The sequence below is a fragment of the Aurantimonas sp. A3-2-R12 genome (assembly GCF_036016755.1).
Lineage (GTDB): Bacteria > Pseudomonadota > Alphaproteobacteria > Rhizobiales > Rhizobiaceae > Aurantimonas > Aurantimonas coralicida_A.
This window is the reverse complement of the sequence record NZ_JAYXIH010000004.1, coordinates 132,528-145,697: the sequence shown is the minus strand read 5'-3', so window position 1 is coordinate 145,697 and position 13,170 is coordinate 132,528. Positions and strand designations below refer to the sequence as shown.

Genomic DNA, 13,170 nt, shown 5'->3' with positions numbered 1-13,170 from the left:
GGGGACCGACCACCCATGAATATCAAGAAACTCCTATTTGCCGGCTCCCTGCTGGCCGGGCTCGCCGCCACGGCGGCCTTCGCCCAGGATGCCGCCGCGCCGGCCGCCGATGCGGCCGCCGCGGCGACCGAGGCCGTAGCTCCCACGGTCGACAAGGGCGATGTCGCCTGGATGATGACGGCCACACTGATCGTCCTGTTCATGCTCATGCCCGGCCTCGCCCTGTTCTATGGCGGCCTGGTGCGAGCCAAGAACATGCTGTCGGTGCTGATGCAGTGCACCGTGATCTCCGGCGTCGCCATCATCGTCTGGGTCGTGTGGGGCTATTCCTTCGCCTTCGGCGGCGGCACCAGCCCCTATTGGGGCGGTCTCGGCAAGCTGTTCCTCGCCGGCGTGACGGTCGATTCGACGGCGGCGACCTTCACCGATGGCGTGGCCTTGCCCGAATATCTGTTCATCGCCTTCCAGATGACCTTCGCGATGATCACCCCGGCGCTGATCGTCGGCGCCTTCGCCGAACGCATCAAGTTCTCCGCGGTGGTGCTGTTCACCGTGCTGTGGCTGACCTTCGCCTACTTCCCGATCGCGCATATGGTCTGGGACGGTTCTGGCCTGATCTTCAACGGCGTCCTGTCCGGCGGCGTAGGCGCGCTCGACTTTGCGGGCGGCACCGTTGTGCACATCAACGCCGGCATCGCCGCGTTGATGGGGTGCCTCTTTGTCGGCAAGCGAACCGGCCTCGGCAAGGACATGATGGCCCCGCACTCTATGACGCTGACCATGGTCGGCGCCTCGATCCTGTGGGTCGGCTGGTTCGGCTTCAACGCGGGTTCGAATCTCGAATCGACAAGCGTCGCAGTGCTCGCCATGGTGAACACCTTCACCGCCACTGCCGGTGCGCTGCTCACCTGGTGCGTCATCGAAACCATGATGCGCGGTAAGGCCTCCATGCTGGGCGGGGCCTCCGGCATAGTTGCTGGTCTTGTCGCTGTCACGCCGGCCTGTGGCACGATCGGGCCGGTCGGCGCGATCGTCCTCGGCGGGCTTGCCAGCGCCGGCTGCTACTTCTTCGTCTCGGTGGTGAAGAACAAGTTCCAGTATGACGACAGCCTCGACGTCTTTGGCATCCATGGCATCGGCGGCATCATCGGCGCGGTTGGCACGGGCATCTTCACCGCCTCGTCGCTGGGCGGCGTCGGTTTGGCCGATGGCGTGTCGATGGGGGCCCAGGTCTGGGCCCAGATCGTTGGTGTGCTGGTCACGCTGGTCTGGGGTGGCGTGGTCTCGGCGATCCTCTTCAAGATCGTCGATCTCGTCGTCGGCCTGCGCCCGACGCTGGAGCAGGAGCGCGAAGGCCTCGATCTCGTCTATCATGGCGAGGCGGCCTACCACTCCTGATCGGACAACTTCGTCCCACCACATGATGAGAGGCAGGCGGTCAGCGCCTGCCTCTTTCGTTTTCAAGAGAAGGGTTCGATCACCGGGTTTGCGACAAGGCGGTGGCGGAGGGTTCACTCCTTCAGAACGTCGCGATATTCCGGCTTGCGATCGAATTCGGTCCGGGCGAAGGGGCATTGCGGAATCACCTTCAAATTCTCGGCGCGGGCCCAATCGACCCCGGCGGCGAGCAGTTTCCCCGCCAACCCCTGGCCACGATATCGGTCTGGAACGAAAGTGTGATCGAAGATGACGAGGGTCTCGCCGACCCTGACATAGGTCATTTCGCTGTCGCCTTCGCCGGTCGTAAATCGGCCCTTGGTGCCGTCTGCCTCGTGCCGGATGTCCATGATCATGCCTTCCTGTTCGATCATTGATAAGTGTGGCGGATGATTTTGGTCATCGCAAGTTCCCGCTGATCCATCTGACAGGCATTCTGATCGTAAGGCGGTCTTAAGCTTAAACGGGTCTTAACCTCGGCTCCCTAATCTGGCCGCAAGCAGCGGGCCGGCTCGAAGGCACGATCCGCGTTGGACAAGACAGGCAGGGTCAGATGGCAACCACGGCGCCAGGCGGCAGCGAAACGACATTCCTTCGGCGGCAGGGCGAAATCGGCGCCGGCGCCGCGCTGATCGCGTTGGCGGGCTATCTCGGCGTCGCCTTCGCGACCTGGAGTGTGAGCGACCCCTCGCTCAGCCAGTCCAATCAGAACATGGTGGAGAACTGGGCGGGCCCCTCCGGCGCTATCGTCGCCGACCTCGCCATGCAGATTTTCGGCCTTGCCGCGGCGCTGCTCGTGGTTCTCCCAGCGATCTGGGGACTGATTTTGATGTCCGGCCATGCGATCGACCATATCTGGCGGCGTGCCTGGTATGCGGTTGCCGGGACCGTATTGGCCGCGGCCGCTCTCGGCTGTCTGCCGGCGCCAGCGGGCTGGCCCCTGCCGATCGGCCTTGGCGGCGTCGCCGGCGACCTCGTGTTGAAATTTCCGGCGCTGGCCACCGGGGCGTATCCGCAAGGCTTCCTCGCGATCGTGCTTGCGCTGATGATCGCCGCGCCGGCGACCTGGCTGTTCCTCAACGGCGCCGGGGTGATCGATCGACGCCGTCCGGCACCGGTCACAAGCCGCCGTCGCAAGGCCTCGGTGGTCGAAGCAGACGACGAGGATGACGGCGAGGGGGAAGGCCGCCTGGCGCTGTTCTTCGGAGCATTGGCGCATACCGCCTATTCGGCGAAATCCGCCATCGGCCGGCGTCTCGCCGCCCGCCGCGAGGCCCGCGCGTCGAAGGAATTCGGCGACGGCTTCGCCAATTGGCGCGACAACGACGAGGATTTCTCCCCCTACCCGGCGCAAGGGCACGGCGACCGCCGCTCGATCCGCGTGTCCCAGCCCGAGCACATGGAAAACTATTACGAGGCGGATGCCGATGATGGGCGCGCGGAACTCGACGCTGGCTCCGCAATGCCTTGGGACGAAACGGATAATAGCGAAGAGCGCAATTTCGCGGATGGCGACTTTAGCGATGACGACGCCATGATCGTCCGTCCCGGTGACCGGGTGTCGCCCAACGCGGCGCCGATCCCCGAAGAGGGCGGCGGCTGGCGTGGGCTCTTGTCCGGCAACATCGTCGCCTTTCCCGGCCGCAAGGCCGCGAAGGACGAGCTTCCGGACGGCGCGGCTGGGGCATCCGGCCGTCCGGCCCCGGGACGCCAAGCGCGATCCAGCCAAGGCGCGCCGCACCAGCCGGTCGATCCGGGCGTGCGCGTCGTGCCGCAGGCAACCGTCACCGCCGAGCAACAGCGGCTGCGCGGCGGCTCGGGCCGGGCCGTCGCCCTGAAGCCGGCGACGACGGTCGCCGATCCCGTCCGCTTCGAACTGCCCTCCATCGATTTCCTGACGCCGCCGAAGCCGCGTAGCCGCGATTCTACCCTGTCGCCGGAAGCGCTGCAGGAGAACGCCCGTCTGCTCGAAGGAGTGCTGGAAGATTTCGGCGTCAAGGGCGAGATCATCGAGGTGCGCCCCGGTCCCGTGGTGACGCTCTACGAACTCGAACCGGCACCGGGCATCAAGTCGTCACGGGTCATTGGCCTGGCCGACGACATCGCTCGCTCGATGAGCGCCATCGCCGCGCGCGTCGCCGTCATTCCCGGCAAGAACGCCATCGGCATCGAACTGCCGAACCAGCGCCGCGAGACCGTCTATTTCCGCGAGATGATCGGCTCGGAGACCTTCACCCAGAACAAGAGCAAGCTGGCGCTCGCCCTCGGCAAGACCATCGGCGGCGAGCCTGTGATCGCCGATCTCGCCAAGATGCCGCATCTTCTCGTCGCCGGCACCACCGGCTCCGGCAAGTCGGTGTCGATCAACACCATGATCCTGTCGCTGCTCTACCGGCTGACGCCGCAGGAATGCCGGATGATCATGATCGATCCGAAGATGCTGGAGCTGTCGGTCTATGACGGCATTCCGCACCTGCTCGCCCCGGTGGTGACCGATCCTAAAAAGGCGGTCGTCGCGCTGAAATGGACGGTCCGCGAAATGGAGGACCGCTACCGCAAGATGTCGAAGGTGGGCGTCCGCAACATCGACGGCTTCAACGCTCGCGTGAAAAGCGCGCTGGAGAAGAACGAGACGATCTCGCGCACGGTCCAGACCGGCTTCGACCGCGAGACCGGCGAGCCGATCTTCGAGACCGAGGAATTCGATCTCGAGCCGCTGCCCTACATCGTCGTCATCATCGACGAGATGGCCGACCTGATGATGGTCGCCGGCAAGGACATCGAAGGCACCGTGCAGCGCCTGGCGCAGATGGCCCGTGCCGCCGGTATCCATGTGGTGATGGCGACGCAGCGGCCCTCGGTCGATGTCATCACCGGCACGATCAAGGCGAACTTCCCGACCCGCATCTCCTTCCAGGTGACCTCGAAGATCGATAGCCGCACCATCCTGCAGGAGCAGGGCGCCGAGCAGCTGCTGGGCATGGGTGACATGCTGTTCATGGCCGGTGGCGGCCGCATCCAGCGCGTCCACGGTCCGTTCGTCGATGACAGCGAGGTCGAGCAGATCGTCGCGCATCTGAAAAGCCAGGGCGTGCCCGACTATCTCGACTCGATCCTGGAGGACGAGGACGAGGACGGCGACTCCGGGTCGTCCGGCGGCGGTGGCGGCGGGGAGGTCGATGAAGGCGCCGACCTCTACGATCAGGCGGTGGCGATCGTGTTACGCGACGGCAAGGCCTCGACCTCCTATGTCCAGAGACGCCTGTCGATCGGCTACAACCGCGCCGCCTCGATCATCGAGCGGATGGAGCGGGAAGGGATCGTCGGCGCGGCAAACCACGCCGGCAAGCGCGAGATTCTGGTGCCGACGGAAGACGACCGCATGTGATCGATGACGAAATGGTTAGGTTTTCGCCATTGGGGCGCCCTATTGCGGGTCGAATGATACGACCCGACATGAAGGGGCGAGACGAAATCCGCGTCGCGCCCTATCTGGGTCGGCGACACGAAGGGCAGACTTCGGAATAAGGGAAGCCTCCATCACCATGGCGAACAACGATACAGTCCACCGATCCTTCCGCGCAGCGCTCGTTCGCGGCGTGGCCTCGGCATTCATCGCGGCAGCGGCCCTCGCGCCGCTCTCGGCAGGTCCGGCGGCGGCCCAGTCGAGCGCCGCGGCACAGAAGATCGCCGACCATTTCTCCGGCATTCCCTCAATGCATGGGACCTTCATGCAGTTTGATCCGAACGGCCGGCAGACCGAGGGCAAATTCTACATCGAACGGCCCGGCAAGGTCCGCTTCGACTATTCGGGAACGCCGCTCCGGGTAATTTCCGACGGCTCCAACGTCGCGGTCAACAACAAGAAGCTGAACACGTGGGATGTCTATCCCCTGTCGAAGACCCCGCTGAAGCTGTTGCTCAACCGGCGAATCGACCTTTCGGCGGCAAATATCCAGAACGTCAAGGAAGAGCCCGATCTCACCACCATTGTCATGGGCGACAAATCGGTGTTCGGCAATTCGCGCATCACCATGATGTTCGACCCGAAATCCAATGAGCTCAAGCAGTGGACGATCCGAGACCAGCAGGGCAAGGACACCACGGTGATGATCTACAACGTCAAGAAGGGCGGCGATATCAAGGATTCCGCCTTCAAGATCCCGTATACGGCGATCGCCCAGGGCCAGACCGGCAATTAAGGCGCCGTTTCATCCGTCTACCGTCACCGGGGCCGCCTTTGGGGGCGGCCCGTTCTGTATCCTGCGCTTTCTCCGCCTCAGGCGAAGATGATGTCGTTCTGCAGGTCAGAGACATTGGCGACATTATAGACATTGAGCTGCGAGCCGTCGGTGAAGTCGAAGCGCACGCCGGTCCCGGTATCGGTGGCGAAGGCAAGCGCGGCGTTGGCGCTGGAAAAGCCGAAGCTGCGCAGGTCGATCCGGTCAGAATTGTCGGCGAAATCGGCCAGCGTGTCGGAGCCGGCGCCGGGCGTGAAGATGAACCAGTCGGCGCCGTCGCCGCCATAGATGACGTCGTTGAGGCCGCCGCCATCGATGACATCGTTGCCACCGAGCCCGTAAATGACGTTGCTCCACATGTCGCCATAGAGAATGTCGGAGAACTGGCTGGCGACGATGTTGTTGATCAGGTTGAACGTATCGCCCTGCGCCTCGCCGCCGGTGCTCGCAGTGACATTGGAGATGTCGACCCGCACCGTCGTGCTGGACGTGTAGTAGACCGAATTAAACCCGGCGCCGCCATCGAGATAATCGGCGCCGTTGCCGCCCTCGAGATTATCATTTCCATCGCCGCCGTAGAGATAATCCAGGAAGCCGTCGCGGCCGTAGAGATTGTCAGCGCCCGCCAAGCCGTAGAGGATATTGCTCCACTGATCGCCGAACAGCGTGTCGGCGAATTGGCTGCCGATGATGCCGTCGACGAAATTGAACGTGTCGCCGGCCGCATCGCCGAGACCTGAGACGGCATTGGACAGGTCGGCGCGCACGCCGGCAGTGGCCTGAGTGTAATAGGCGAAGTCGAAGCCCAGACCGCCGTCGAGATAGTCGGCGCCAGGCCCGCCGTCCAGATTGTCATTGCCGCCGCCGCCGTAGAGATTGTCGTTGCCGTCGCGGCCGTAGAGATTGTCGACTCCATCCTGTCCATCGAAGGTGTTGGCGCCGTTCGACCCAAGAAATGTGTCGCCATATTGAGTGCCGAGGAGGTTTTCGATCGAAACGTAGGTATCGCCGGCCGCGTCGCCGGTTCCTGCGTAAATCCCAAGCAGATCTGCCTGCACGCCGCTAGCCGCTCCCCAGTAATCCGCTGCGTCCGTACCGGCGCCGCCGTCGAGGATGTCGCTGCCGGCCCCGCCGGTCAGTTTGTCGTCGCCAGCGCCGCCGTAAAGGGCGTCGTTGCCGCCGCGGCCGTGAATGTTGTCAGCGCCGCCGTTGCCCGAGAGGCTGTTCCCGCCATCAGTGCCGAGGACGGTATCATTACCGGCGCCGCCACGGGCATTTTCAATGACTGCGCCGATGGCGATCGATACGTTGCCGACCAGCCCGCCGATATTGGAGAACTCTCCTTCGACTAGGGTGATGCGTTGGTCGTTCGCGAAGCCGGAGACGTCCAGCGTATCGATCCCGGCGCCATCCCAGATGCTCATCACAGGGTCGGTATTGGTGGTGAAATCGTAGACACCGCCGGCTGTGGAATTGAAGCCATAGACGGTGTGTCCGGCCCGTGTCGACGCGTTGACGCCATAGAGCTGTTGCAACGCGTAGATGTCGTAGAGGAGAAGCGTATCGGGATAGCTGCTGAACGTTTGAGTCGTGTTCGATTCGTCGAAATAGCTCATGACGGAGTACTGATGGGAGTCCTCACGAAACTGCGCATAAGTGTTATAGGTAATGGTAACCCCGGGAGCGGCATTGTAGTCGCCGGGATGGGCCAGGCCGACGGCGTGTCCCGTCTCGTGCAGCAGGGCAAAGAAGCTGTAGCCGCCGGGGGGCAGCGAGCTCTGGGATACCGAGGTGTTGTTGAGCCAGACGTCACCGGCGTTAGCCGTTGCGGCCGTGCTTCCGGGATAATAGGCGTAGGCGCCAGCGCCGTCGGTCGTGGAGGTGTAGCCGGCGAACAGCATTGTGGCGCTATCGGTCGTGCCGCCGGGATTGACCTGCTGGAAGGTAAGCCCGGCGACATCGCTGAACATCCCGAGGCCTTGTTGCGTCGCCGCGGTCTGAGCCGCGGTCAGAATTTCGAGCGGCTCGGCGTTGCGGCCGGAACCCGTCGCCCGGACGCCCCAGGTCACCGTCGCAGCGGTCGCGGGCGTGGCGCTCCACGAGGCATCGGGACGGTAGAGGGCGCCGGCTCCCATCGCGACATCGTAGCTGGCGCCGCTGCCCGTGACGATCGAGAGGCCGTAGCCGCCGACATCAGTACCACTGAAGGCTTGCGCGTCGATATAGTAGGTGCCGGAGGTCGCGGCAGTGAACGTCAGATTACTGAACAGCCCAGGTCCGCTGTCATCGTCCGATCCTATCAGGGTTCCGGCTGCGTCGCGCAGTCGAACGAGGGTGTCGTCCACGCTGGTATCGAGCGCGCCAATACCGACCATGCCGATCGTGTAGGTCTGGCCGGCCACCAGATTCACGGCCACCCAGTCGGAATCGCCGGCCGTCAGATTGCCGCGGAAGAAATCATTGATGGACAGCGAATAAGTCGTGCCGGTGCCATTGGCAGCGTCGGTCGTCTCGATAATGGTCGCCATGGGATGCCCCTCCAATCATCAAGAAAAACTCCGATAATGCCCTAAAGGCATATCCAGAATTTGTTTCGATGTCTATTAAAATGTATTTTGCGTTGCGTGCAGCGCGAATATACTAATTGCGCTTGCGGCGAATTTCTTTCGAGCAAACGGCAATCGCATGGTCGATCGCCTTCATCAGCACGGCCTGGTTTTCCTGGGGGTCGATCAGCGGGCTTCCCTTGGCCGACTCGCGCAGGCGGGTCAACGCCTCGAGGCAAGTCCTCGACATGAACGGACGTTCTGGGTTCGGGGGAGTCAGGGCAAGACGGGGTTCGGCTGAAGAGACGGGCGCTTTCTTCGCAGAAACACCTCCCGGCGCCAGATGCGTGTCCGAACGCAGTTCCAAGGTGAAGCCGTCCGGAGTCGGTGCCGGGGCTGCGTCCGCGATCTGCCCGACATTCAGCGGTAGGAACAGAATAAGAAAACTTATCCTTCCAAATGCAACCCGGCCGAAGCGGCGGTTCGAAAGAGGCCGGCCGAAGTTGCGGGTGAACATGGGCATTACGTGGTCCGTTTTCAGAAAGACTGGATCATTTCTGTCATTATGTGGCAAACCTATGGTCAGGTTGCCTTCGTCGTCAAATTCCACCGCGGCTTGTCTGGTCTTGAACACCCGCGGCATCGGGGCTCGCTGCGGCCCACGGGATGAGTTGCGGCGTTGGAGCGGACAACTCGCGAAACGGCTTCGCGCATCAAGTGCGGCAAATCGCGGTCGGCAAGGGTTGCGAGCCGGCGACCGGCCCCATATGCCCGTTCCGTCCTTCAAGCCGGAATCCCCGCCCATGTCCTTCAAGATCGCCACCTGGAACATCAACTCGGTGCGGCTGCGCATGCCGCTGGTCGAGCGCTTTCTGACGGAGACCGCGCCGGACGTCTTGTGCCTGCAGGAAACCAAATGCCCGAACGACCAGTTTCCCGAAAAGGCGTTCCGGGCGCTCGGTTATGAACACATCGCGATCCACGGACAGAAAGGCTATCACGGCGTCGCGACCGTCTCGAGACAGCCTTTCGACGACATCGTCCGGCAGGATTTTTGCGCCATCGGCGACGCAAGGCACCTGTCGACGCGGCTCAGGGTCGGCGAGCGCCGCGTGCGGGTGCATAATTTCTACGTCCCCGCCGGCGGCGACGAGCCGGATCCGGCGATCAATCCGAAATTCCGCCACAAGCTCGATTTCATCGAGGAGATGCGGCTGATCGGCGCCGAGGCGGAGCCGGGCGTCTCGTCATTGCTTGTCGGCGATCTCAACATCGCGCCGTTCGAGACCGACGTGTGGTCGCACAAGCAGCTTTTGAAGGTGGTGTCGCACACGCCGATCGAATGCGAGGGGCTGCTCAGGGCGCGGGACGACGGCAAATGGATCGACCTGATGCGCCATCACATTCCGATGGAGGAGACGGTGTTCACCTGGTGGAGCTACCGCGCCAAGGACTGGGCGACGTCGAACCGCGGCCGGCGGCTCGACCATGTCTGGGGGTCGGCCGATCTCGCGCCGGCGCTTTCCGCCATCGATGTGCTCAGCGACGCGAGAGGCTGGGAGCGCCCGTCGGACCATGTCCCGGTGACCGCGACCTTCATGTTGTGACAAATCGCTCGGCCATGCGGCGGCGGGCGATCGTCTCGCAGGGTCCGCGACATCTATCCTGAGAACCGTTCCTCGAGCGCGAGGATCTGCCGGGTCATGTCGGCGAACTGAACCTTCAGCCGTTCATGCAGGCCGGCGGCGTATTCGGGGTATTCCTCCAGCATGCGCCGAAACAGCGACCGGGTTATCCTGAGCAGTTCGCAATCGGTCTCCGCCTTGGCGTTGGCAGGCCGGGTGGTCGCGGTGATCAATGCGAGTTCGCCGAGCAGCGTCCCCGGTCCATACACCCCGACGATCTTCTGTTGGCTGCCTCCTTGCCGAGCGAGCGCAACAGTGCCGGAGGCAATGACGAAACCGGCATCCGCCTGCGCATCCTGGCGAAAGACGATTTCCCCGGCGGCCAGGCGCCGGCGCTCGGCCCCGAAGGCGAGGAGACGCAATTGGTCGTTCGCCAAGCCTTCGAACAGCGGCACGTTTCTAAGGATCGCGATGTCGCTTTCAAGGCTCATCTCGTCGGAGTACCGTTTTCCTAGCCTGCGTCGCGGCCTTGATGGCCTTGATCCAGCGTCCGATGCGCGGTTTTTCCCGGCGGTCGGGTTGGCCGTGATCGCTCGGCTGTTCCTGCGCCACCGTTAACGGAGCCTTTTAATGAAGGGTAGAGAGAAAGCGAAACGAAACCGCAAGTCTATAGCGCGAGGCGATGCCCCTCGACCCGGCACAAGAAGAAACGAGGGACATTGCGAGATCGCTGAAGCGGCTTAGGGGACGAGCTTGTAGCCGCCGGACTCCGTGACCAGTATCCGGGCGTTTGACGGATCGGGCTCGATCTTCTGGCGCAGGCGATAGACATGGGTTTCGAGCGTATGGGTGGTGACGCCCGAATTGTAGCCCCAGACCTCCTCCAGGAGAACGTCCCGCGTGATGACCCGGCGGTCGGCGCGATAGAGATAGCGGATGATCGCCGTCTCCTTCTCGGTCAGGCGGATCTTGCCGCCCTTCTCGTCGAGCAGCAGTTTCTGGCTAGGCTTGAAAACGTAAGGACCGACCTGGAAGGTGGCATCCTCGCTCTGTTCGTGCTGGCGCAATTGCGCGCGGATACGGGCGAGCAGCACCGCGAAACGGAAGGGCTTGATGACATAATCGTTGGCGCCGGCTTCGAGCCCGAGAATCGTGTCGGAATCGGTGTCCTGGCCGGTCAGGATGATGATCGGCGCCTTGAAGCCGCCCTTGCGCAGAACCTTGACGGCCTCGCGTCCGTCCATGTCGGGCAGACCGACATCCATGACTACGAGATCGATCAATCCGGCTCTGGCCGTATTGATTCCTTTCGTCGCTGTGGGCTCTTGCAGGACGGCGAACTCCTCATGCAGCGAAAGCTGCTCGGCGAGGGTCTGCCGGAGGTCGTCGTCGTCGTCGACGATGAGGATGCTGCGTGCGGTCATGCGATTCAGCCGTTCGGTTCTTTTCTCAAGGATGGCCGTAAGAAAGGGCGGCGCACATTCGAGCTTGTAACAATTCGTGACGACAAATGGGCCGATTGCAAGGAAAGTCAGGAAAAAAAGGCAAATCATGGGAAAAAATAGTGTGATCGCGGTCCGCCGGGCCCCCGGATCGGGAACGCGCGGTATTCTCGCGGCCGGCTCCCTGCGCATTCCCTGCGCGCTGGGCCGGACCGGCACGACGATCTTCAAACGCGAGGGCGACGGCGCCACCCCCGTGGCCTCGATGCGGCTGCTGTCGGCTTGGCATCGGCAAGGCCGGATGGCGCGGCCGGCGGCGCGATTGCCGATTCGCGGTGTGCGATCGGGGGTCGATCTGTGGTGCGACGCGCCGACCCATCCCGCCTACAACCGCCATGTCCGCTCGCCGTTTTCCGCAAGCGCCGAAAGCCTCGCCCGGGCCGATCGGCTCTACGATTTCGTCGTGGTGCTCGACTGGAACATCAGCACCCGCGCCCGTCACCGCGGCAGTGCGATCTTTCTCCACATCGCCAGGGAAGGCTTCCCGCCGACCGAAGGCTGCGTCGCGGTGGCGCCGAGGGACATGCTGCGGCTTGCGCCGCTGCTGGGGCCCGGGACGCGGTTGATCGTCACGCGTTGAGCGCGAGACCGATGACTGTCGGCGTCTCCCTCGCCCTTTGAGGCTTGCCTCGCTCGTACCTCGGGATGAGGGAGAAGGGCGCGGCGTCGGCGCCCGGCGCCTGTTTCGTCAGCCCGCGCGCCACCGCCAGACGGTGGTGCGCTTGACCTCGGCGTCCTCCAGAGCGCGGGTGACCGGCACCTCGTAACGCGCGAGGTGTTCGACGCGATCGGCCGGCAGATAGGCGCGGCCCGGATCGCCGACGAGGACGGTGAGGCCGTCGCGAGCGAGACGATCGAACCAGGGCACCACGGCGGCGGCCATGGCGGCGTCGTAGAAGACGTCCCCGGCGAGCAGGATGTCCGCGTCGAGCGGCCTACCGACGGGGTCGCTATCGTCGAAGGGAAGGTCGACGCCGTTGAGCGCGGCGTTGAGCCGAACGGCGCTGCGGCAGAAGGGATCCACGTCGATCGCCGTAACGTTGGCCGCGCCGGCCTTGGCGGCGGCGATGGCGACGAGGCCGGAACCGGTGGCGAAGTCGACGACCCGGCGCCCGGCGATCTGCTCGGGATGGTCGAGGAGGAAGCGGGCGAGCGCCTGGCCGCCGGCCCAGGCAAACGCCCAGAACGGCGGCGACAGGCAGATTGCCTCGAGTTCTTCCTCGGTCTTCAGCCAGAGGTCATGCGCCTCGTCGGCCAGCCGCAGCCGGATTTCCGGCACATGCGGCGGGCAAAACACCGCCGTGTTGGCGAGGACGAAGACTTCGAAATCGCGATCGTCGGGCTTCAGCATTTTGGAGCCCCGCGACCGCAGCTCAGCCCGTCATCGCGGTGTCGGGATCGAGCCCGCCCATCTCGCAGATCAGCCGGAACTCCGATGGCTCGACCGGCTGGACGGAGAGCCGCGAATTGTTGACCAGCACCATGTCTGTCAGCTTCGGCTCCGCCTTGACGGCGTCCAGCGTGACGGGCTGGGGCATGTCCATGAGCGCCTTGATGTCGACGCACTCCCATTTTCCATCCTTGGCGGTGGAGTCCGGATGGGCCTCGGCGATGATCTCGACGATGCCGACGACCTCCTTGCCCTCGTTGGAATGGTAGAAGAAGCCGCGGTCGCCGATCTCCATGTCGCGCATGAAGTTGCGGGCCTGGTAACTGCGGACCCCGTCCCATTCCTGGCCCTTGGCGCCGACCTTTTTCTGGTGGTCGAAGGACCATTTGTTGGGCTCGGATTTGAACAGCCAATAACGCATGTCCGCCT

12 protein-coding genes are annotated in these 13,170 nt (G+C 63.7%); 5 read left to right on the top strand and 7 right to left on the bottom strand.

The features are described 5' to 3' along the window. Positions 1 to 15 precede the first annotated feature (15 nt). Entirely contained in the window at positions 16 to 1,398 is a 1,383-nt protein-coding gene (locus tag VSX60_RS03690) for an ammonium transporter (protein WP_327622799.1), read from the top strand. A gap of 113 nt (positions 1,399 to 1,511) precedes the next feature. On the opposite strand, the gene VSX60_RS03685 is transcribed toward VSX60_RS03690, so the two are convergent. Beyond that, positions 1,512 to 1,793: a GNAT family N-acetyltransferase gene (locus VSX60_RS03685; protein WP_327622798.1), complete on the bottom strand. Its 282-nt coding sequence runs from the start codon at positions 1,791 to 1,793 to the stop codon at positions 1,512 to 1,514. Between the two features lie 197 nt (positions 1,794 to 1,990). Between VSX60_RS03685 and VSX60_RS03680 the strand changes: the two genes are divergently transcribed. Beyond that, the gene (locus VSX60_RS03680; RefSeq protein ID WP_327622797.1) at positions 1,991 to 4,825 is read left to right on the top strand and encodes a DNA translocase FtsK; all 2,835 of its coding nucleotides are present in this window, start codon (positions 1,991 to 1,993) and stop codon (positions 4,823 to 4,825) included. Positions 4,826 to 4,982: 157 nt separating this feature from the next. After that, the gene (locus VSX60_RS03675) at positions 4,983 to 5,639 is read left to right on the top strand and encodes an outer-membrane lipoprotein carrier protein LolA (RefSeq protein ID WP_327622796.1); all 657 of its coding nucleotides are present in this window, start codon (positions 4,983 to 4,985) and stop codon (positions 5,637 to 5,639) included. A gap of 77 nt (positions 5,640 to 5,716) precedes the next feature. On the opposite strand, the gene VSX60_RS03670 is transcribed toward VSX60_RS03675, so the two are convergent. Both VSX60_RS03670 and VSX60_RS03665 read right to left on the bottom strand, forming a co-directional pair. Next, on the bottom strand, positions 5,717 to 8,206 hold the full coding sequence (locus VSX60_RS03670) for a M10 family metallopeptidase C-terminal domain-containing protein (RefSeq protein WP_327622795.1): 2,490 nt from the start codon (positions 8,204 to 8,206) through the stop codon (positions 5,717 to 5,719). Positions 8,207 to 8,318: 112 nt separating this feature from the next. Beyond that, entirely contained in the window at positions 8,319 to 8,867 is a 549-nt protein-coding gene (locus VSX60_RS03665; protein ID WP_327622794.1) for a hypothetical protein, read from the bottom strand. A 160-nt stretch (positions 8,868 to 9,027) separates the two neighbouring features. Between VSX60_RS03665 and VSX60_RS03660 the strand changes: the two genes are divergently transcribed. Beyond that, positions 9,028 to 9,831, top strand: a complete 804-nt coding sequence (locus tag VSX60_RS03660; protein WP_327622793.1) for an exodeoxyribonuclease III — start codon at positions 9,028 to 9,030, stop codon at positions 9,829 to 9,831. A gap of 53 nt (positions 9,832 to 9,884) precedes the next feature. Here the strand turns inward: VSX60_RS03660 and VSX60_RS03655 are convergent, their stop codons facing one another. Continuing rightward, entirely contained in the window at positions 9,885 to 10,340 is a 456-nt protein-coding gene (locus VSX60_RS03655) for a cyclic nucleotide-binding domain-containing protein (protein ID WP_327622792.1), read from the bottom strand. Positions 10,341 to 10,589: 249 nt separating this feature from the next. Beyond that, a complete protein-coding gene (locus tag VSX60_RS03650; RefSeq protein ID WP_327622791.1) occupies positions 10,590 to 11,273 on the bottom strand; it encodes a response regulator transcription factor in 684 nt (227 codons plus the stop codon). Positions 11,274 to 11,400: 127 nt separating this feature from the next. Between VSX60_RS03650 and VSX60_RS03645 the strand changes: the two genes are divergently transcribed. After that, the gene (locus VSX60_RS03645; RefSeq protein ID WP_327622790.1) at positions 11,401 to 11,931 is read left to right on the top strand and encodes a L,D-transpeptidase family protein; all 531 of its coding nucleotides are present in this window, start codon (positions 11,401 to 11,403) and stop codon (positions 11,929 to 11,931) included. A gap of 108 nt (positions 11,932 to 12,039) precedes the next feature. Here the strand turns inward: VSX60_RS03645 and VSX60_RS03640 are convergent, their stop codons facing one another. Both VSX60_RS03640 and VSX60_RS03635 read right to left on the bottom strand, forming a co-directional pair. Further along, complete coding sequence (locus VSX60_RS03640) at positions 12,040 to 12,702, bottom strand: class I SAM-dependent methyltransferase (RefSeq protein WP_327622789.1); 663 nt, start codon at positions 12,700 to 12,702, stop codon at positions 12,040 to 12,042. Between the two features lie 22 nt (positions 12,703 to 12,724). Continuing rightward, positions 12,725 to 13,162: an EVE domain-containing protein gene (locus tag VSX60_RS03635; RefSeq protein WP_327622788.1), complete on the bottom strand. Its 438-nt coding sequence runs from the start codon at positions 13,160 to 13,162 to the stop codon at positions 12,725 to 12,727. Between the last annotated feature and the right edge of the window lie 8 nt (positions 13,163 to 13,170).